The sequence below is a fragment of the Rhodococcus sp. EPR-134 genome, from assembly GCF_001647205.1.
Lineage (GTDB): Bacteria > Actinomycetota > Actinomycetes > Mycobacteriales > Mycobacteriaceae > Rhodococcus_F > Rhodococcus_F qingshengii.
On record NZ_LVCT01000588.1, the window covers coordinates 1 to 19,012 of the forward strand.

The 19,012-nt window shown below is 60.9% G+C and carries 21 protein-coding genes; 11 read left to right on the forward strand and 10 right to left on the reverse strand.

The window, feature by feature from the left end; all coding sequences use genetic code 11:
- From A2J01_RS25810 to dnaA, 9 genes are all read right to left on the reverse strand, one after another.
- Positions 1 to 288, reverse strand: a 288-nt coding sequence (locus A2J01_RS25810; RefSeq protein WP_231915911.1) for an ATP-binding protein, incomplete at its 3' end; no start/stop codon positions are given.
- 197 nt (positions 289 to 485) lie between these two features.
- Positions 486 to 1,409 (reverse strand): alpha/beta fold hydrolase, encoded by a 924-nt coding sequence (locus A2J01_RS25815; RefSeq protein ID WP_064113889.1) that lies wholly within the window; start codon positions 1,407 to 1,409, stop codon positions 486 to 488.
- Between the two features lie 28 nt (positions 1,410 to 1,437).
- Positions 1,438 to 2,559 carry a PDR/VanB family oxidoreductase gene (locus A2J01_RS25820; protein ID WP_039973074.1) on the reverse strand — a complete coding sequence of 374 codons (1,122 nt, stop codon included), beginning with the start codon at positions 2,557 to 2,559 and terminating at the stop codon, positions 1,438 to 1,440.
- Complete coding sequence (locus A2J01_RS25825; protein ID WP_007729174.1) at positions 2,559 to 3,470, reverse strand: metal-dependent hydrolase; 912 nt, start codon at positions 3,468 to 3,470, stop codon at positions 2,559 to 2,561. Before A2J01_RS25825 ends, A2J01_RS25820 begins: the two co-directional genes overlap by 1 nt.
- Positions 3,471 to 3,594: 124 nt before the next feature.
- Positions 3,595 to 4,140, reverse strand: coding sequence for a DUF721 family protein (locus A2J01_RS25830; protein WP_003942471.1), 546 nt, complete (start codon positions 4,138 to 4,140; stop codon positions 3,595 to 3,597).
- On the reverse strand, positions 4,133 to 5,362 hold the full coding sequence (gene recF / locus A2J01_RS25835) for a DNA replication/repair protein RecF (protein WP_054828073.1): 1,230 nt from the start codon (positions 5,360 to 5,362) through the stop codon (positions 4,133 to 4,135). Before recF ends, A2J01_RS25830 begins: the two co-directional genes overlap by 8 nt.
- Complete coding sequence (gene gnd, locus A2J01_RS25840) at positions 5,363 to 6,271, reverse strand: phosphogluconate dehydrogenase (NAD(+)-dependent, decarboxylating) (protein WP_047272670.1); 909 nt, start codon at positions 6,269 to 6,271, stop codon at positions 5,363 to 5,365. It abuts the gene before it with no gap.
- A 44-nt stretch (positions 6,272 to 6,315) separates the two neighbouring features.
- On the reverse strand, positions 6,316 to 7,500 hold the full coding sequence (dnaN, locus tag A2J01_RS25845) for a DNA polymerase III subunit beta (RefSeq protein WP_007729165.1): 1,185 nt from the start codon (positions 7,498 to 7,500) through the stop codon (positions 6,316 to 6,318).
- A 584-nt stretch (positions 7,501 to 8,084) separates the two neighbouring features.
- A complete protein-coding gene (dnaA, locus tag A2J01_RS25850) occupies positions 8,085 to 9,647 on the reverse strand; it encodes a chromosomal replication initiator protein DnaA (protein WP_064113890.1) in 1,563 nt (520 codons plus the stop codon).
- Between the two features lie 780 nt (positions 9,648 to 10,427).
- Between dnaA and rpmH the strand changes: the two genes are divergently transcribed.
- The 7 genes from rpmH to A2J01_RS25875 all read left to right on the forward strand — a co-directional run bounded on the left by rpmH (position 10,428) and on the right by A2J01_RS25875 (position 14,242).
- Complete coding sequence (gene rpmH, locus A2J01_RS35445; protein WP_003942540.1) at positions 10,428 to 10,571, forward strand: 50S ribosomal protein L34; 144 nt, start codon at positions 10,428 to 10,430, stop codon at positions 10,569 to 10,571.
- A 26-nt stretch (positions 10,572 to 10,597) separates the two neighbouring features.
- Positions 10,598 to 10,978 carry a ribonuclease P protein component gene (rnpA, locus tag A2J01_RS25855; RefSeq protein ID WP_019746209.1) on the forward strand — a complete coding sequence of 127 codons (381 nt, stop codon included), beginning with the start codon at positions 10,598 to 10,600 and terminating at the stop codon, positions 10,976 to 10,978.
- Positions 10,975 to 11,355: a membrane protein insertion efficiency factor YidD gene (yidD, locus tag A2J01_RS35450; protein WP_007729147.1), complete on the forward strand. Its 381-nt coding sequence runs from the start codon at positions 10,975 to 10,977 to the stop codon at positions 11,353 to 11,355. The genes rnpA and yidD overlap by 4 nt, the downstream gene beginning before the upstream one ends.
- A 4-nt stretch (positions 11,356 to 11,359) precedes the next feature.
- Positions 11,360 to 12,466 carry a membrane protein insertase YidC gene (gene yidC / locus A2J01_RS25860; RefSeq protein WP_003942570.1) on the forward strand — a complete coding sequence of 369 codons (1,107 nt, stop codon included), beginning with the start codon at positions 11,360 to 11,362 and terminating at the stop codon, positions 12,464 to 12,466.
- A gap of 20 nt (positions 12,467 to 12,486) precedes the next feature.
- Positions 12,487 to 13,050 carry a Jag family protein gene (locus A2J01_RS25865; protein ID WP_003942504.1) on the forward strand — a complete coding sequence of 188 codons (564 nt, stop codon included), beginning with the start codon at positions 12,487 to 12,489 and terminating at the stop codon, positions 13,048 to 13,050.
- 154 nt (positions 13,051 to 13,204) lie between these two features.
- Positions 13,205 to 13,495: a hypothetical protein gene (locus A2J01_RS25870; protein WP_156519409.1), complete on the forward strand. Its 291-nt coding sequence runs from the start codon at positions 13,205 to 13,207 to the stop codon at positions 13,493 to 13,495.
- Positions 13,496 to 13,750: 255 nt separating this feature from the next.
- Positions 13,751 to 14,242: a DUF6301 family protein gene (locus tag A2J01_RS25875; RefSeq protein WP_047272667.1), complete on the forward strand. Its 492-nt coding sequence runs from the start codon at positions 13,751 to 13,753 to the stop codon at positions 14,240 to 14,242.
- A gap of 70 nt (positions 14,243 to 14,312) precedes the next feature.
- Here the strand turns inward: A2J01_RS25875 and A2J01_RS25880 are convergent, their stop codons facing one another.
- Positions 14,313 to 14,678, reverse strand: coding sequence for a hypothetical protein (locus tag A2J01_RS25880; protein ID WP_156519410.1), 366 nt, complete (start codon positions 14,676 to 14,678; stop codon positions 14,313 to 14,315).
- A gap of 704 nt (positions 14,679 to 15,382) precedes the next feature.
- Here A2J01_RS25880 and rsmG point away from each other — a divergent pair.
- The 4 genes from rsmG to A2J01_RS25900 all read left to right on the forward strand — a co-directional run.
- Positions 15,383 to 16,063 (forward strand): 16S rRNA (guanine(527)-N(7))-methyltransferase RsmG, encoded by a 681-nt coding sequence (gene rsmG, locus A2J01_RS25885; protein ID WP_039973059.1) that lies wholly within the window; start codon positions 15,383 to 15,385, stop codon positions 16,061 to 16,063.
- A gap of 81 nt (positions 16,064 to 16,144) precedes the next feature.
- Positions 16,145 to 17,146, forward strand: coding sequence for a ParA family protein (locus A2J01_RS25890; RefSeq protein ID WP_003942510.1), 1,002 nt, complete (start codon positions 16,145 to 16,147; stop codon positions 17,144 to 17,146).
- Position 17,147: 1 nt separating this feature from the next.
- On the forward strand, positions 17,148 to 18,188 hold the full coding sequence (locus A2J01_RS25895) for a ParB/RepB/Spo0J family partition protein (protein ID WP_054188731.1): 1,041 nt from the start codon (positions 17,148 to 17,150) through the stop codon (positions 18,186 to 18,188).
- 255 nt (positions 18,189 to 18,443) lie between these two features.
- A partial coding sequence (locus A2J01_RS25900; protein ID WP_231915912.1) for a hypothetical protein occupies positions 18,444 to 19,012 on the forward strand: 569 nt, incomplete at its 3' end.

Genomic DNA, 19,012 nt, shown 5'->3' on the forward strand with positions numbered 1-19,012 from the left:
AACTCCGGAGGCGTGCATGCCGACCGGGATGCCACGGCCGTCGTCGATGACGCGGATTCCGCCGTCTTCGAGGAGGGTGACCTCGACCTTGGTGGCGTGTCCGGCCATCGCCTCGTCGACCGAGTTGTCGACGACCTCCCAAATGAGGTGGTGCAGGCCGCGTTCACCGGTGGAACCGATGTACATGCCTGGACGCTTACGTACCGCCTCGAGTCCTTCGAGGACGGTGATGGACGACGCGTTGTAGTCCTTGCTGGAAGTGCTTGTATCTGACTTCTGGGCAGCCACGGGTGGGTAGCTCTCCTTCTCCGTCAATACTCGAGCGCAGCCGTCAGCAAGCCCTTGCGGGTGTCGTCGGAGCGGGTTCGAGAATGTTGCCGCTAGTTACCGTTGACCATCTTACTGGTAAGCACCGACTAGAAGCGGCCAATGACACCCCTGGCTGCGCCGCAGACGAATTTTTACGATCCCCGGAAGGTGAAACGCTAGGAACTTTGCTTCTCCGAGCGACGCTCTCTCAGGCTCGCGATAAATGCCCGCGCATGTTCGGCAACCTCACCCGGATGTGAAAACTGCGACCAGTGTCCCGCGGCAATTTCACGTCGCTGCAGGTCGGAGACCCATTTTTCGGTGTCTTCGTATCCCACCGGACGAACGGCTTTGTCGTACTTGTTCAGAATGAGCTGAACAGGCACGTCCGTGTACCGATCCCGCGGCTTGCCGAGCGACGGCCGGATGTTCGCGCGATAAAGCTTGAGTCCGTTCACCATGTCGTCGGCGATGGTGGGCGCGGTGTTGACCACACGGGGGTCCAGACCGTCGAAGAAGCCCAGAAATGCCGGCCAGTGCTTGGAGAACCACAGACGCAACGGAAGGGTGCACAGCCCGGGAATCTGGAACAGAACGGTGTAGGCCGACGCAATTCCCTGCGCCGCCGGGCCGAGGAAACGACGCTTGGACGCGCTCGCCCGGATCCACTTGCCGAGATGATCGAGATTGGGGCCCGAGATGGACGAGAACGACGCGATCTTCTCTTCGGCACCCGGCTCGCAGACCGCTTCCCACGTTTCGACGGATCCCCAGTCGTGCGCGAGGACGTGCACCGGCTTGCCCGGGCTGACCGCGTCGATGACGGCAAAAAGATCGCCGGCCAGTGCGCTCAGTTGGTAGTCCTGCACCCTCGAGGGGATTGTGCTCTCACCGGCCCCGCGGCTGTCGTAGCTGACGACGCGGAAGTCGTCTGCCAGCAAAGGCACGATGCGGTTCCACAGTTCATGGGTGTCGGGCCAACCATGCACCAGGACGATGGTCTCGCCGTCTGCCTTGCCCTGCTCGAACACGGCCAGGCTGACGGAACCGTTGGTCACGCGACGCGCGGTCACGGCATGGACAGGAGAGTGCTTCGACATTGTCGAACCCTTCGGAGTCGGGAAATATCTAGAGATCGAGAACGAGACGTCCACCGTCGGAACGGGATACGCAGATGAGCATCTCCGTTTCCTGTTCGGTGTCGGTCAGACGCCTTTCGCGGTGATCGGGTTTACCCGCGAGTACCTTCACACGACAGGTTCCGCAGAAACCCTGCTGACACGAGTACCCGACACCGGGCAATGTCTTCTTGATGACGTCGAGCGCGGACTCGTCGGCGGGCACGGTGAGCACCTGTCCCGAATTGACAAGCTGCACTTCGAATTCCTTGCCGTCGATCACCGGCGGAGCCCCGAACCGCTCGAAATGCAAAGCGGTGGAGGGTGTATCGCGGAAACCGCGGCGGACGGCATCGAGCATCGGCGTCGGGCCACAGCAGTACACGGCGCCGCCGACCGGCGCTCGTCCGAGAAGGTCTGTGGTGGTGGGCAATCCGAACTCGTCGTCCGGGCGCACGAAGACACGCTCGGGATCCCAGGTTGCGATCTCGTCGAGGAACGGCATGGATTCACGGGAGCGGCCCGAGTACACGAAGTACCAGTCCATCCCCAATTCTCTTGCCGCACGGACCATTGCGATGATCGGCGTGATACCGATGCCGCCGGCGACGAACAACGCGCTGCCTTCTCCGACAAACGGGAAGCCGTTGCGTGGTCCGCGTACCGTGACGTGCTCACCGGGCTGGAGAGCGTGCATCTCGATGGAACCGCCACCGCCGTCGGGGATCCGGCGCACCGCGACGCTGTATCCCGTGCGATCGGCCGGGTCGCCGCACAGCGAATACTGACGCCGCAGACCCGAAGGTAGATGGAAGTCCAGGTGCGAACCCGGATGCCACGGCGGAATCGGTGAGCCGTCGGCGGATTCGAAGCGCAGGCGAACGACGTTCTCGTCAGTCGCCACCACCTCACGTGTGCTGACCACCATGTTCATGGCCGTGTCGGGGTTGTGGCCCGCGATCTCGGGGTTGTAGTCGTAGGCCGTCAACACCCGAAGGTACTTGTCCGCCAACAACTCCGTGATGCGCATGGCGCGGTCGGGACGGTTCTTGCCGGACAGATCGGGTGGCGCCGGAAACCGCGGCAACCCGTCGTGCCCGGAGATGACGTCCTTGACCCTCGAGAGTGAAATCACCGTGCGGCCGCCTGGGCTGCGGGTGACGACGCGAGGTATTGCACCGCCTGGGCGGTCGAGCCCTCGTTACTGGGGTGATAGGACTTGCTGAAGTAGGTCGACATCCGCTTGACCAGCTCGAACGACGTGGGAACTGTGCCGCGCTTACCGGCCGCGATGAAATCGGACAGGTGGGGTCGTCGACGGCTGGGGGCCTGAGCGGCAAGTTCGGGATCGTTGCGCATCAGGAACCGGGTTCCACGAATCCACAGCCACACGATTGCGGGCGTGACGAGGATCTGGGTACGGATCCGGCGGGTCTCACGCTTGTCGAAGTAGCGCATCACGTCGTACGCGACGGCGCGGTGTTCGACTTCTTCGGCGCCATGCCAGCGAAGGAGATCAAGCATGGTCGGGTGCATGCCGGCTTTGTCCAGTCCCTTGGCGTTGAGCACCCAGTCGCCGAGGAAAGCAGTGATGTGTTCGATGGCCGCGATGATCGCCAAGCGCTCCACCAGGTGATTCTCGGCACGCAGACCCGTCATCGGACGCGGTCCGAGCAGCTTCGAGAATGCCCACTCCATCTGCTGGGTGTACGGCGTCGGATCGAGGCCGTTTTCCTTGAGATGGACCAGGACACCCGAGTGCGCGTTGGAGTGCATCGCCTCTTGGCCGATGAATCCGACGACGTCTTCACGGAGTTTCTCGTCCTCGATCAGAGGAAGAGCTTCCTTGAAGGTCTCGACAAACCATTCCTCACCGGCGGGGAGGAGAAGGTGAAGCACGTTGAGAACGTGTGTGCTGAACGGATCGCCCGGAATCCAGTGCATGGGCAGATCGGACCAGTCGAACTCGACATTGCGAGCCTGCAACAGGATGTGATCCGGCTCGGCGAACGACGAAGCGGGTGTCGATATCTTCTGCGACATCTAGCTACTCCTTCATGCCTGCCGATCGGTGGGGAACGACAGCCTTGTGACACAGTTCACTCACTAGCGAGTTTTAACTGTAACACGAAGTAATAGGTAGAACCAGGGCCTGGTTGAGTTTTCCTCAGCCGTACGTATCGCGAGGTCCGCGGCCTTTCACATGCCTTTCTCCCTTGCGCCAGCTAGGCGCACTCGGACCGGTGATCCGCAGTGTCTTCACGACGCCGTCACCGACGGCAGCAGCGATCTTGGCCAGAATCTGGGACTGCATCATGCGCAACTGGGTAGCCCACGCCGTCGACTCGGCGGAGATGCTGAGAACACCTTCTTTCAGAGAGATCGGCTCGGCGTGCGCGGAGATGTCTTCTCCGACGACCTGCGGCCACCGACCGAGGACCGTGCCCTCGGACACCTTGGGGGACCACCCACGCGATTTAGAGATAGCGCTGGTGAGAGCGCCGAACGGCTGAGGGTCCCGCGCATCCGGGCCGGGGCCGGACCAACCGCTGCGTCGACGCGGTCGGCCACTTCCGTATTTGGGCGACGATCGCCCCTGCCCGACGGCCTTGCCGTTGGCCTTTGCCGTCGCGCGTGCCTCCTCGAGGGCACGGCGCGCCAGATCGATCCCTTTGAGCTCGGGCTCCGGAGCCGCGCTGCTGTCTTCAGTCATCGAACTCGACCTCCTGATCTGTCGAGCCTACGGGCACTATCCGGGATATCCGACCGTCTCCGGTATCGGAGGCTTCGACGCCGAACTTGGCCGCCTCGAGTTCGTCCGGTACGTCCTCGGGAACAGCAGCTGTGATCAGTACCTGTTCTGCGGTGGCGGCAACGGTGGCGAGCGCACGACGGCGACGACGGTCCAATTCCGCGAAGACATCGTCGAGCATCAGGACCGGGTCGCTGCCGTCCGCGCGCAACAGAGCAAAACCTGCCAGTCTCAGCGAAAGCGCAAAAGACCACGATTCACCATGGCTGGCAAAACCTTTCGCCGGACTGTCGCCGAGAATCAGCTCCAGGTCGTCCCGATGCGGACCGACCAGACACACTCCGCGATCGATTTCCTTCGACCTCATCTGCGCCAACTCGAGATGGAATCTCTCCTCGAGGTATGCAACGTCGTCGATACCGGAAATCCTTGCAGGATCGGTGAATTCGGGATCCAACGAGGACCCCAGACTGCTCTTGTATCGAATCGACGCCGGCCGGGATTCGGGTGCGATGGAACGATACGACTCCGCCAGATGCGGCGCCAGATCATGGACCAACTCGAGGCGCCCGGCCAACAATTGTGCGCCGTGAGCGGCCAGATGCCCGTCCCACACCTCAAGGGTGGAGAGGACGTTGTCGGACTCGCCACCACGAGAACCGCGACGCAAAGCCGCACCGGCAGTTTTGAGTAGGGCTGAGCGCTGACGCAGAACTTTGTCGTAATCCGCACGGACAGCAGCCATTCGGGGTATCCGGGACGTCAACAACTCGTCGAGATAGCGTCGACGATCACCAGGATCTCCGCGAACCAACGACAGATCTTCCGGCGCGAACATCACCGACTGCAGAATCCCCAGCACTTCCCGCGGACGACGCGTCGGAGACTGATTTATCCTGGCGCGGTTGGACTTTCCCTCGATCAGTTCGACGTCGATGGTCAGTTCGCGTCCGTTGTTGACCACCGTTGCACCGGCAAAAGCACTGGCGGAACCGCTGCGGATCATCGGTGCATCCGTGGACACTCGATGAGACGACAGCGTCGACAGATACCCGAGTGACTCGAGGACGTTGGTTTTACCGTGCCCGTTCGAACCGAGGAAAACGGTTGTTCCCGGTGTGAGGTCAAGCGTCAGCGAATCCCAGGATCGGAAGTCCCGCAGCGAAAATCTACGAACGAACACTTAGCTTCCAGAAGCCGAATTCTTGGGCGAAGCGCTCTTGACCGCGTGACCGCCGAACTGATTGCGCAAGGCGGACACAGCCTTCATGGCCGGTGAATCATCCTGTCGTGAAGCAAATCTCGCGAACAGAGCAGCGGAGATGACGGGAGCGGGCACAGCGTGCTTGATAGCTTCCTCGACCGTCCAGCGGCCCTCGCCGGAATCCTCGGTATAGCCCGTGATCTGCGCAAGCTCCGGATCTTCCTCGAGGGCGTCGACAAGCAGATCGAGCAACCACGAACGTACGACGGTCCCCTTCGACCAAGCTCGGAGCACGCCGGGAACGTCCGCGATCAGGCTTTCCGCCTCGAGGAGCTCGTACCCCTCGGCATACGCCTGCATCAGGCCGTATTCGATGCCGTTGTGCACCATCTTCGCGTAATGACCAGCACCGACGGGACCGGCGTGGACAAAGCCGTCTGCAGCCTCACCGTCGGGGCGAAGGGCGTCGAAGATCGGCATTGCCTTCTCGACGTCAGGCTCGGATCCGCCCACCATCAGGCCGTAGCCGTTCTCACGGCCCCAGATGCCACCGGAGACACCGCAGTCGAGGAAACCGATCCCACGGGCGCCCAGAAGCTCGGCATGGACAGCGTCGTCGGTGTAACGCGAGTTCCCACCGTCGATGACCAGATCACCGCCCTCGAGGGCATCCGCCAGTTCGGCAATGGTGCTCTGGGTGATTTCACCGGCCGGAACCATCACCCAGACGACTCGAGGTCCCTCGAGGGAAGCAGCGAGTTCGGCAAGTGACCCGACATCGGTGACTTCCGGTCGAGGGTCGTATCCGATCACCTCGAGGCCATGCGCGCGCAAGCGCTCACGCATGTTGAAGCCCATCTTGCCGAGACCTACGAGTCCGATCTTCATACTGTTCTCCCTGGTCAGGCGCGAACTGAAGTGCGGGGTTCCACTCAGCCCGGAAGGCGAACCGGCATCAGCAGGTACGTGTACTCGCTCGAGGGCGCAGCGAAGTTACCGGACTCGTCTGCCGTGGGCTCTTCCTCGGCCGCGGGGCGAAGAACAGCCGGACGGCTGGGAGTGGTGAAGCCGAACAGAACGTTTTCGCTGTGAAGCGAATTCAACCCGTCGATCAGGTAACCGGGGTTGAACGCAATGGTGAGTGCTTCGCCCTGGAACGACGCGTTGAGCGTCTCTTCCGCGCGGCCGGCGTCGTCGCCACCCGCAGAGAGGAGCAGGCCGTCAGCGGAGAACTGCATGCGAACCTGTGCGCCACGCTCGGCGACGAGTGCTACACGCTTGATGGCCTCGATGAGAGGCGTGACCTCGACCGTTGCCATCGCGGTGTGCTGAGCAGGCAGCAACTGACGGAACTTCGGGAACTCGGCGTCGAGGAGGCGCGTCGTGGTGCGGCGTCCGTCGTTGACGATGCCGAGGAGTCCGTCGTTTCCGATGGTCGTACCGGAGCCGAGAGCCAACTCGACCGGCGAATTTGCATTGCCGGCAAGCGTTTTCGCGGACTCGGACAAAGTCTTGGCCGGGATGAGAACAGCAGCCTGGACGTCGGGATTGGCCGGAGTCCACTCGAGTTCACGTACGGCGAGACGGAAGCGGTCGGTAGCGGCGAGGACGATCGAATTCTGTTCGATCTCGACACGGATACCCGTGAGCATCGGAAGGGTGTCGTCCTTGCCGGCTGCAACAGCTACCTGGCTGATGGCTTCGGAGAACAGGTCGACGGGAATGGACCCGGACTGCTGCGGAAGCGTCGGAAGCTGGGGGTAGTCCTCGACCGGCATCGTGGGCAGGGAGAACTTGGCGCTTCCGCACGAGATGAGCACGCGAGTGCCCTCGAGGGTCACATCGACCGGCTTGTTGGGAAGCGACTTGGTGATATCTGCGAGGAGGCGACCGGAGACGAGTGCCTGACCTGCAGTTGTGACATCTGCCGAGACGCGGACCTGCGCGGATACCTCGTAGTCGAACCCGGAAACGGTGAGGCCGGCTTCGGTTGCGTCGAGAAGAACTCCGCCGAGAACCGGCACGGGCGGCCTCGAGGGCAGGCTACGAGCAACCCACGCTACTGAATCAGCGAACTCTTCCCGGGAAACGCGAAACTTCAGGCTTCCAAGCTCCATCGCCGGGTTATTCCTCTCGGTAGGCATGTTCGTCTGCTGCGGATCTGCATCAGCTCACTTGAAGTCTGACACAGACCAAGCGATGCCCACCGTATGCCCTCGAGGGCGCAAGTGGAAAGCCGAAGCCGCGGCGAGCGCAGCCTGAGGCGAGGTTCTCAACAGGAGTTGTCCCCAGAACTATTTTCAAAGAGCTTTTCCTAGGAAATTCTCAGTAGTAGTAATAAGTCCTGTGCAATCTGTGGAGCAACGGTTGTCGACGCTGGTAGGTCCCCTCGAGGGCCTGTGCACTTCTCGAGGACAGACTCGAGGACCAATCGACCCCCTCTGTGCACTCTCTGAAAGTTTTCGGATTCCTCCTCGAGAACTCCACAGACTTTCGGAGTTATCAACACACTTATCCACAGATGTGAATACTTTTCACAAGAAACGAAGAGTTTGTTCTCATCGGCGTGTCTGACTCCGGCGTGTCGTCCCTCGAGGTGGACAACCGCCCTCGAGGGGACCGCACGTGGAACCCTTCGAATACACCGATGCCGCTCGAGGGAACCTCTGCCTCGAGCGGCATCGATCGAAATAAGTGCAGGTCAACGCTTGGAGCGCTGCTTGATCCTTGCGGTCAACTCCTGAACCTGGTCGTACACCTTGCGGCGTTCCGTCATTTCCTTACGGATCTTCTTGTCGGCGTACATGACCGTCGTGTGGTCACGGCCGAACGTCTGACCGATCTTCGGCAAGGACAAATCAGTGAGCTCACGGCACAAATACATCGAGATCTGGCGGGCCTGAGCGAGTGGCCGGGCCTTACCCGGCCCACACAGGTCGTCGATCGACATGTTGAAGTATTCGGCCGTCACCGCCATGATCGTCGCCGCGTTGATCTCGAGGCTCGACGAATCGGGCATCAGATCGCGCAGGACCACCTCGGCCAACGTCAGATCCAACGGCTGGCGGTTGAGCGAGGCAAAAGCGGTGACGCGGATCAACGCGCCCTCGAGTTCACGAATGTTGCGCTCGATACGGCTGGCGATCAACTCGAGGACGTCGTGCGGGACCTCGAGGCGATCCATCCTCGCCTTCTTGCTCAGAATCGCGATACGCGTCTCGAGCTCAGGCGGCTGAACGTCGGTGATCAGGCCCCATTCGAAGCGCGTCCGCAGACGCTCCTCGAGGGTTGCCAACTGTTTGGGCGGACGGTCCGAGGAAACGACGATCTGCTTGTTCGCGTTGTGCAAGGTGTTGAAGGTATGGAAGAACTCCTCCTGAATACCTTCCTTGCCTTCGATGAACTGGATGTCGTCGACCAGCAGGACATCCGTTTCCCGGTAGCGACGCTTGAACGCGACCTTGCGGTCGTCACGAAGACTGTTGATGAAGTCGTTGGTGAATTCTTCGGTCGAGACGTACTTGACCCGCATGCCGGGGAACAGTCGCTGTGCGTAGTGGCCGGCGGCGTGAAGAAGGTGCGTCTTGCCCAGGCCCGAAGCTCCCCAGATGAACAAGGGGTTGTAGGCACGCGCCGGCGCCTCCGCGATCGCGACGGCAGCGGCATGAGCGAATCGGTTGGACGATCCGATCACAAAAGTGTCGAAGGTGTACTTCGCGTTGAGGCTGTTGGCGCCGGACCCCGAAGCAGAAGGAGTAGCGGGCGGCTTCGTGAAGTACGACGGCCACGATTCGTGAACGCTCGCGAGTGCTTCGCGGTCGTCGTCGACTTCTTCGGTCTCGGCAGTCTCGGAGTCCGAAGGTTCGCCGTCGCCTTCGGTGAATCTGCGCCGACGGTATGCGCCCGATGAGTTGACCGACTCGAACTGACGGCTGCCCGTGCGCTCCTCGACCGGTTCGGCGGGTGCGTCGGCATCGTCTTCGAGTGCGATGCGGACACCGAGTCCCTCGACCTGGCCGCCGAGGTGGCGTCCGAGTGCCTGCAGGATCGGCTCGCGTAGATCGCGCTCGATCGTCTCTTGAGCAAATGGCGATGGAACCGAGAGGAGTGCAAAACCCTGAGCAAGTGTGAGAGGCCTCACCAGACGGACAAATGCATTCTGCTTGCTGCTCAAAGCCGGAAGATTACTTCCGGGGTCATCACTCGTGAGTTCTGCAACCACGTCGACCCAGACCCGTGCGAGCGCGTTGGGATCGTCGTTCACGTGGTTCCTTCCCGTGTTTCGCCGACAGTGGGTGTGCTGCAGCTGCCGAGCGTATGGCTGCGGCGTCGAATGATTCGGTGGATTACCACCCGGGGTGAGAACCCCGTAACAGGCTACGAATATGCCACCTGGGCTGTGTTTCCACACAATTATCCACAGATGTGGACAAACCTGCACCGAGTCGGTTTTTTCGTCAACCAAATTCGTCAAAGTGATCGAGAAATTGATCTACCTGCAACTTTGTCGGAACTCGAGGCGTTCGCCACTTGGTGTCGGGGATGCGTCAACACTCACAGCCCTGTGGATGAATGTGGAAACTCGGGATTCGGGGTCGCGTCCGGCGCTCGTGCCCGTATGTGCTGATGAGGCCTTGTCGAGAGCATGCGCCGGTGGAACTGTCCGGGTTGCCTTCGGGTCACCTGCAGTCCGTAGCGGAACTGTTGCCAAGGTCACACTTGCCGCCTCGCTCGAGGTCACGGCCGTATGCACACTGTGAATGGAATCTGCGGAATGATGTAAGTATCGGCGTGTCGCCGTGGTTGCCGCGGGAGGGCTCCGAATCGGGCTGGTTTGACCTTGGCAACGGTGGTAAGTAACCTCGAACGGTCACCCGCTGGTGGTGATCGCTTCGTGCTGGCTACATATGTCAGGTCGGATCGGTCTTCCAAGCCACAACGAGTGAAGTTGATTGTTCTGTACCTGTTGGATCCAAAGGCGCCGTAAGGCGTCGATCACTGAATGACGCCGGGAGGCGTCAATGAACTTCGAGGAGTGTTGACCGTGGCCAAGGGCAAGCGGACGTTCCAGCCGAATAATCGCCGCCGCGCGCGTGTTCACGGCTTCCGTCTTCGTATGCGTACCCGTGCGGGTCGTGCAATCGTTTCGGCGCGTCGCCGTAAGGGCCGCGATTCCCTCACCGCCTGATCTGATTTCGAGTTCAGGAGCTCGGGGTGTTGCCTGAGCCGTCTCGGTTGCGTCGCCACGCGGATTTCTCCGTGGCGGTGCGACGCGGGCGTCGTATGGGAAGACGCGACCTTGTCGTGCACGCGTTCGATCGCGAGCAAGTAGAGGCGCTGGTAGTAACAAATCACGGTCCCCGTTTCGGGCTGATCGTGAGCAAGGCTGTCGGGCCGGCGGTGATTCGACATCGAGTCGCACGCCGGCTTCGTCATATCTGTGCAGATTTCGTCGGGCAGGTTTCGCCGGAGACGGACGTGGTTATCCGCGCACTTCCGGGTGCAGCTACCGCCAGTTCAGCCGAACTGGCCAAGCAGTTGCGCGGGGGCCTGACCAAAATGAACCTATTGGTGTCGGTAAGTGAAGAGCCATGAGTACTCCGCTCTCTGAGCAGATCGAGACTCCCAGAGCCTCCCGTGTCATCACGGTGTTGAAGGCTGTGCGTCGCGCTCCCGCCACTGTTCTCATCTTCTGTATCGAGTTGTACCGGACGTATGTGTCGCCCTTGAGGATGCCGACCTGCCGGTTCACCCCCACCTGCAGTGAATACGCAGTCGAAGCGCTGCGCACTCACGGGGCGATCAAAGGCCTTTTCTTGACTGTGGTGCGGTTGGCGAAGTGTGCCCCCTGGCATTCTGGAGGGTGGGACCCTGTCCCTGCCCGTCGTGACCGTGATGCGGGTAGCCGCCATAGCTGTCCGGAAGCACGCGCAGCGTGTCACAGTCCGACGGACGAACAGAGGAGTACTTAGAGCCGTGCTCAATTTCATCTACTATCCGGTATCCGCGATTCTGTGGGTCTGGCACAAGGTCTTCGGGTTCATTCTCGGCCCGGACAACGGAATAGCCTGGGCGCTTTCCGTGGTGTTCCTGGTGTTCACCTTGCGTGCGGTTCTGTACAAGCCGTTCGTGAAGCAGGTCCGCACGACGCGTCAGATGCAGGAACTGCAGCCACAGATCAAGGCATTGCAGAAGAAGTATTCGGGCGACCGTCAGCGCCAGGCCGTCGAGATGCAGAAGCTCCAGAAGGAGCACGGATTCAACCCGATCATGGGCTGTCTCCCGGTCTTGGCTCAGGCTCCGGTGTTCATCGGTCTGTTCCACGTCCTGCGCTCGTTCAACCGCACCGGCACCGGCATGGGCCAGCTGGGCATGAGCGCCGAGGACAACCTCAACACCCCGAACTACGTCTTCTCGGCCACTGACGTCCAGTCGTTCCTGGATGCTCGTCTGTTCGGCGCGCCCATCTCGGCCGCGATCACGACGCCGGTTGCGCAGCTTCAGGCCTACGTCACCGAGAACGTTCCCGAGCTTCCGTCACGACTGAACATCATCCTCGTGGCCGCTCCGCTGATGATCATCGCCAGCATCGCGACGCACTTCAACTCACGCGCTTCTGTTGCCCGTCAGAGCGAAGCAGCTGCCGCGAACCCGCAGTCCGCGATCATGAACAAGCTCGCCCTGTACGTCTTCCCGCTCGGTGTTCTGGTCGGTGGACCGTTCCTTCCGATCGCGATCCTCCTGTACTGGGTGTCGAACAACATCTGGACCTACGGTCAGCAGCACCTCGTCTTCCGCAAGATCGACGCGGAAGAAGAAGCCAAGAAGCAGGAAGCGATCACTCGCCGCAACGACAATGCGCCCAAGCCCGGTGCCCGTCCCGATCCCAGCAAGAAGAAGGGATCTCCGGCTGCGCTGAAGACCGCGGATTCAGCCGACGACGACGGTGACGCCCCGGAAGTTTCGCTCAAGAAGCCACAGCCGAAGCCCTCGGGTTCCAGTGGTGGTTCCACGTCGAAACCCAAACAGAACCGGCCACAGAGCAACCGCGGCAACTCCCCCAAGCGCAATAAACGGCGCTGATCCAGGAAAGAGAACGACCAATGTCCAGTGAAGCTGACATCGTTGTGGATGGAGAGAACGCAGACGTGAGCACCGAGACCACTGCGCCGGTTACCGATGTGGATGTAGACATCGACGATTCCGATGACGACCTGATCGAAGAGGGCGAGATCGCCGGCGACTACCTCGAGCAGTTGCTCGACGTTCTCGATTTCGACGGAGACATCGACCTTGACGTCGAGGGCGATCGGGCGATCGTCAGCATCGACGGCGGCGACGACCTGACCAAGCTCGTGGGACGCAAGGGTGAGGTTCTGGATGCTCTCCAGGAGCTGACTCGTCTGGCAGTTCAGCAGTCGACCGGAGAGCGCAGCCGCTTGATGCTCGACATCGCCGGGTGGCGTGCGGGCCGGCGCGAGGCACTCAGTGCTCTCGGTGCGGAAGCTGCACAGCGTGTTCTCGAGACCGGCGAACGCGAAGAGCTTGCTCCGATGACGCCGTTCGAACGCAAGATCGTGCACGACGCCGTCGCCAAGGTCGCCGGTGTTTCCAGCGAGAGCGAAGGCGCTGAGCCGTCTCGTCGAGTGGTTGTCCTCAAGGACTGACACTCCCCCCTGATCGAATGCGGGCCCCGGATTTTCCGGGGCCCGCTTTTGTGTCCGAGAGTGTTTCACGTGAAACCGAATCCGGCGCCACGGTGAAGGTCTGCCTATCGTTGTCGACACGTCCAACGAGCGGTCCGGATTCTCTCTCAGATTGATGACCCTTGGGGCCTTGATAGGGATGCTCGTGTGCGGCCTGAGCTATTGGCCCGTGGTCTTCGAACTACAGCAGAAGATGGAAGTCCAGTCCTTTCCGCCGGGCGGTCTGAAGTATTGGCTCTGCTGGTTGTTGCCGCTGGGAGTAGTCGCCGTCGTATTCATTCCACTTGCACTGGCATGGCGATCCGGAAGACCGGTCATGCTCAGCTTCGCGATTGCCTTCTTGTTCGTCGGGGGTGCACTGTGCATGTTCGGATATTCGATCGACAACATGCCGTACTACATGTGAGCCCCTCCCCTCCCCCAGACCGAATAGTCGGCCTTCGTTTCACGTGAAACCGGATCGATGGTTGTTGCCCGAGCCCTCGAACTCCGACTCAGATTGCCACCACAATGGATCCCCGACCTGACGTCGTCAGGCCTGCTGGCAAGGTCGCCACCTCGGCGCTGGCATCCGATGACCGACAACCCGCGAGCCCTCACTTTGACGGCCCCCGGATTGGGGCGTCGTCAACAACGATCACGAAGGAAGTAGCATCCGCACATGCACGTCGACATCGAAGGCGCCACCCGGATTGCCCGCCTCGCCGCAGAATTTGACTGGACCTGGTCCGTCGACGACCTGGAACCCTTCTGCGCACAGGCTGGATGGGAGGTCGTTGAATTGGATCAGACCGGCGCCTCGATTCGGACCGGACTCCGTGTTGGTCAGTCCGAATCGATAATGTTCGGGCGGCAACACAGAATGAATTGGATCTCGATCTTCGTCACGGACGTGGCAGATGACGCTACGCCCATGACAGTGGTGCGCCCGCTGCTGGACGAAGGGTTCACGAACCTCGATGTGGCATTTACCGCACTCCTGGGGACAGCCACGAGCGCCGAACCCGAACCAAAGACAGCTCTCCGGTGGGACCTGCCGAAAGCGGTCATTTCACTGCACCTGGGTGTCAATGCGATCGACTTGCGTCTGACGAGTCCGGGATATCAGGCATGGGTGGATGAGCCCGAACCGGAGTACGAGGACGAGGACTAGCGATCGAGGTCGGCGAGATCGCATCCGGTGCGGGAACAGGTTTGCGCGCTCCTCACACGAATCGGACCACTCACATCGAATGGGCTTCGTCGCCACGCAAAGTCGATGATGTTGTTGCGGGCTTCGGGGTGAGATCGGCGGCGACTACTTTGCCAAGCAAACCGGAATCGACATCGCCTACACGGGCTCCGGTCCATACACTGCGGACCGCGTCGGGGTAATCATGGGACCGCCTTGAGCTCGGTTGACTCGCGGGGTGTGCGATCGGCGTCGCGCCCACACCTGCTGCTGGTCTCGTCATGAGGGCGGATCCGGACTGTTCGAGGTGGAAGGACTTCGCTGTGCCCGGATCGAACTCGTAAGCGGTGATCTTGTTGGTTCCGGGTTCGGTATGCACCAACAGGTAGTCCTTGCCGTCCAACAACTCCCGCACCAAGCGCGGATCTTAATCGCGCAGAGCCTAGGCGCAGGAATTCATCCTGCGCATCGGGCAGGTCCCCTGCTCGACTTTGATCTTCCCGCCGACACCGGTATCCACATCGAAGGCGAACTCTCCATGCGCATCCTGTGGTGCGAAGCTCCTTGGATTGATTCGCGGTTTGCGATGCCAAGTCTTCGGTGTCCCGCAACAGGGGTGTCAAGCCGACGGATGTATCGCTCGCAACAACCGGCGATGAGATACCGAAGCTGTCCGAGATCTGGAATCGAAGTCTGTTTTCCGAGTCGACCTACAGAGAGGATCTGACTGACCGAGTCCGTTCTGCAGTCCGACGTCGGCGATCTTTTGCAACGACTTTTTCATCGAAAATTGGTCTTTTTGGGTCAGAATTCCATCCATGTAACTACCCATGGCAGTTTCGTCACTGTGATGATACTAAGAATTGCGCTCCTATCTGCATTCGATCGCCCGGCTATGTTTCACGTGAAACGCGTCAGAATTGGAAGACTTATCAGCGCGATGTTTCACGTGGAACGTGAACCCCTCCCCTCCCCCGCTTGAATTTTGGGCCGAATACTTCCCAAAGAATGAACGAGTCGGCAGACTCACAGCGAGTCGGTGTGCAGAAGCGAACACATGTCGGCTCCAGAGCGGATAATGATTTCGGTCTTGATTGTTGATTTCGCGGTTTACGCGGGAGGATGTTTCACGTGGAACAGAATGGTGCGGCGTCGGTTGACTGGGACGAACAAGAGACTGCGCGCGCAGTGTTCGGTGACAGATATGAGATCGCGGAACGGTATTACCAATCCCTGGCGACGGATGGTGTCGAGCGCGGGCTCATTGGTCCCCGTGAAGTCCCTCGACTGTGGGAGCGTCACCTTCTCAATTGCGCCGTCATCGGTGAGTTGATTGCCGAAGGCGAGTCGGTTGTGGACGTTGGAAGCGGCGCCGGCCTACCCGGTATCCCTCTCGCAATCGCCCGCCCGGACTTGAAAGTGACTCTGGTCGAACCGTTGCTTCGACGCTCGGTGTACCTCGCGGAGTTCATCGAGTCCAACGGATTGGACGTCTTGGTTGTCCGAGGGCGAGCCGAGGAATCGGGTGTTGTGAAGGAAGCGGGCGGCGCGGATGTAGTCACCTCGCGAGCTGTGGCGCCTCTCGAGAAGCTCGCACGTTGGTCCCTCCCGCTCATTCACGAGCACGGCCGGATGTTGGCACTCAAGGGTTCGAGCGCCTCCGAGGAGATCGAGCGAGACCGTACGGCGCTCACCAAGTTGGGCGCAGGTAAGTTGGAAATACTCGAATGCGGAGCCAAGATTCTCCGCACCCCCACTGTTGTGGTGAAGGCCGAACGTCTCCCGAAGCGCCGCCAGCGTTGATGATTTACACGCATGCAATCGAGAGCAATGTACAGATGATGAGAGCACCTAGTGATCGATTCCCAATCGAAGGAGCAGTCAATGTCGGGTCGATCTGAATCCGCCGTTTCACGTGAAACACCGAAGCAGCACACGAGTGCGGGTGCGGATCAGATCGTCAACGACGACGACAATTTCACCGCCCCCTACGCGGCGATCTCCTCGGAGGAGACCCCCATCGGGGCGGCCGCGCATCGAGCGAGCCAAGTGCTTCATCCCCATTCGGTGACGCTGCCGAAGCCGGCGTTCCGCCGCGTGATCACCATCGCGAACCAGAAGGGTGGCGTCGGCAAGACGACGACCACGGTGAACCTTGCGTCGGCGCTCGCTCTTCAAGGGCTCACTGTCCTTGTGGTCGATTTGGACCCTCAGGGCAACGCCAGCACCGCTCTGGGCGTCGTCCATACCTCGGGCACCCCGTCGAGCTACGAGCTGCTCATAGGCGAAGTGAAGGCCCCGGAGGCGATCCAGACCAGCCCGCACAGTGAGCGCCTTCTCTGCATCCCGGCAACGATCGATCTGGCGGGCGCCGAGATCGAATTGGTCTCCATGGTTGCCCGCGAGAATCGACTCAAAGGCGCGCTCAACGACAAGGTGCTAGCAGAGCTTGACGTCGACTTCGTCCTCATCGACTGCCCGCCCTCGCTGGGACTGCTGACCGTCAACGCGATGGTCGCTGCCAAGGAAGTTCTGATCCCGATCCAGTGCGAGTACTACGCCCTCGAGGGGGTCGGTCAGTTGCTCCGCAACATCGAACTCGTCCAGGCTCATCTCAACCCGGATCTGCATGTCTCCACCGTCCTTCTGACGATGTACGACGGGCGCACCAAGCTGGCCGACCAGGTCGCCGAAGAAGTACGCAAGCACTTCGGTGAGGCCGTTCTGCGCGCTGTGATTCCGCGCAGCGTGAAGGTGTCCGAGGCTCCCGGATACGGGATGACAGTTCTCGACTACGACCCGGGTTCGCGTGGCGCCATGAGTTACCTCGACGCCGGCCGTGAACTTGCCGCCCGCTCTGCCACCACGACGACCCAGGAGCAGTGAGATGAGTCAAGCACGCAAAGGTGGATTGGGCCGCGGCTTGGCTGCTCTCATCCCCACTGGGCCGGCCACGGCGCCGGGTCTGGGATCGGCTGCAGCGGACGTCGTAATCGGCGTCGACAAGCGCAACCCCTCCCCTCCCCCACCGACCAAAGCGGCCCCGAAAACGCCGAAAGCCACCAAGGCGTCGGCTGCGAAGGCTCCGGTGGAAGCTGAGCCGGAGACCGAACTCGAGCCGACCGGCGCGGTCTATCTCGAGATCGAACCGAGCCTGATCGAGACGAACCCGAAGCAGCCTCGCAGCGTTTTCGACGAGGAAGCACTCGCGGAGTTGGTTCACTCGATCCGCGAGTTCGGCTTGATGCAGCCGATCGTGGTCCGTCGTCACGGTGACAAGTACCAACTTGTCATGGGTGAGCGTCGCTGGCGCGCGAGCCAGGAAGCCGGGCTGGAGAAGATTCCGGCGATCATTCGTGAAACAGATGACGACTCGATGCTGCGCGACGCGCTCCTCGAGAACATCCATCGAGTGCAGTTGAACCCCCTCGAGGAGGCAGCGGCGTATCAGCAGCTGCTCGAGGAGTTCGAAGTCACCCACGAAGAATTGGCCAATCGGATCGGACGTTCGCGTCCCGTCGTGACCAACATGATTCGTCTGCTGAAGCTGCCGGTGGCGGTTCAGCGTCGCGTTGCGGCCGGTGTACTTTCGGCCGGCCATGCTCGCGCACTGCTGTCCCTCGAGGCGGGTGCCGACGCTCAGGAGGTCATGGCGGCGCGCATCGTCGCGGAAGGAATGTCTGTTCGCGCGACGGAGGAAGCAGTCACTCTGGCCAACCGGGCGGATAATGAGATCGCTCCCCCACAGAAGCGCAAGCCCATCGTGATGCCGGGTCTGCAGGATGTGGCCGAGCGGTTGTCGGACTCGTTCGACACTCGGGTGACTGTCAGTCTGGGCAAGCGGAAGGGAAAGATTGTGGTCGAATTCGGCTCGGTCGACGACCTACAACGCATCGTCGGAATGATGGAAGCACAGAAATCCAAGTAGAGAACTCGGATGCCCGTTTGGTGACGTAATCATGATGACCGGGCACACCACCTATTTTCGTCACTGTGACAAATCTAGGTGGTCCGAGCTTCTCGAAATCTTGAAGCGGGACGAAAGATGTTGAACAGCAATACATTAGGGCGATCAACTCTCGTGCCACTGCCGACATGTCGTAGCTGGCCTATCCTGGAGAAGAGAAAAGCGGCGGGCGAGCATCAAAACCGCTTCGGGGACCTACGGAGAGTGAGTTAGTCAGTGTCGACTCACGTCATCACCTCTCTCACACTCGACAGCCTCGATCAGCTTTCCGCCCATGCGCGCCGATGCGTGTTCTGGGAGATGGACCCGGGCGCGCTTCATGACGCCCGAGGATTCTGTGATCAGGAATTCGAGAAGGAAGCCTGGCTGTCGATGGTCATGCTCGAGTGGGGTTCGTGCGGACAGGTCGCCGTCCGCGACGGAAAGCCGCTCGGCAGTGCGTTGTACGCCCCTCCCCGCATGATCCCGCGCGCGCAACTGTTTCCCACCAGCCCGGTCAGCTCGGACGCAGTGCTTCTGACAAGCCTTCGCCTCGAGCCCTCGGGCATAGAGGAAGAACTAGGGCCGAGCCTGCTGGCCGCTGTCGTGACAGATCTGGTCCGACGAGGAGTTCGTGCGCTCGAGGCATTCGGTATCCGTAGCGACGACTTGGGACCTGCTTCCGACGTGGCCAGTGCAACGGCAGCTCTGGTGCCTCTCTATTTGTCAAGCGGCAGTGAGGGATTCTCTCGATATGGCTCGAATGCCCCGTTTTTCATCTGCGAGCATGACTCGCCACAGGTGTG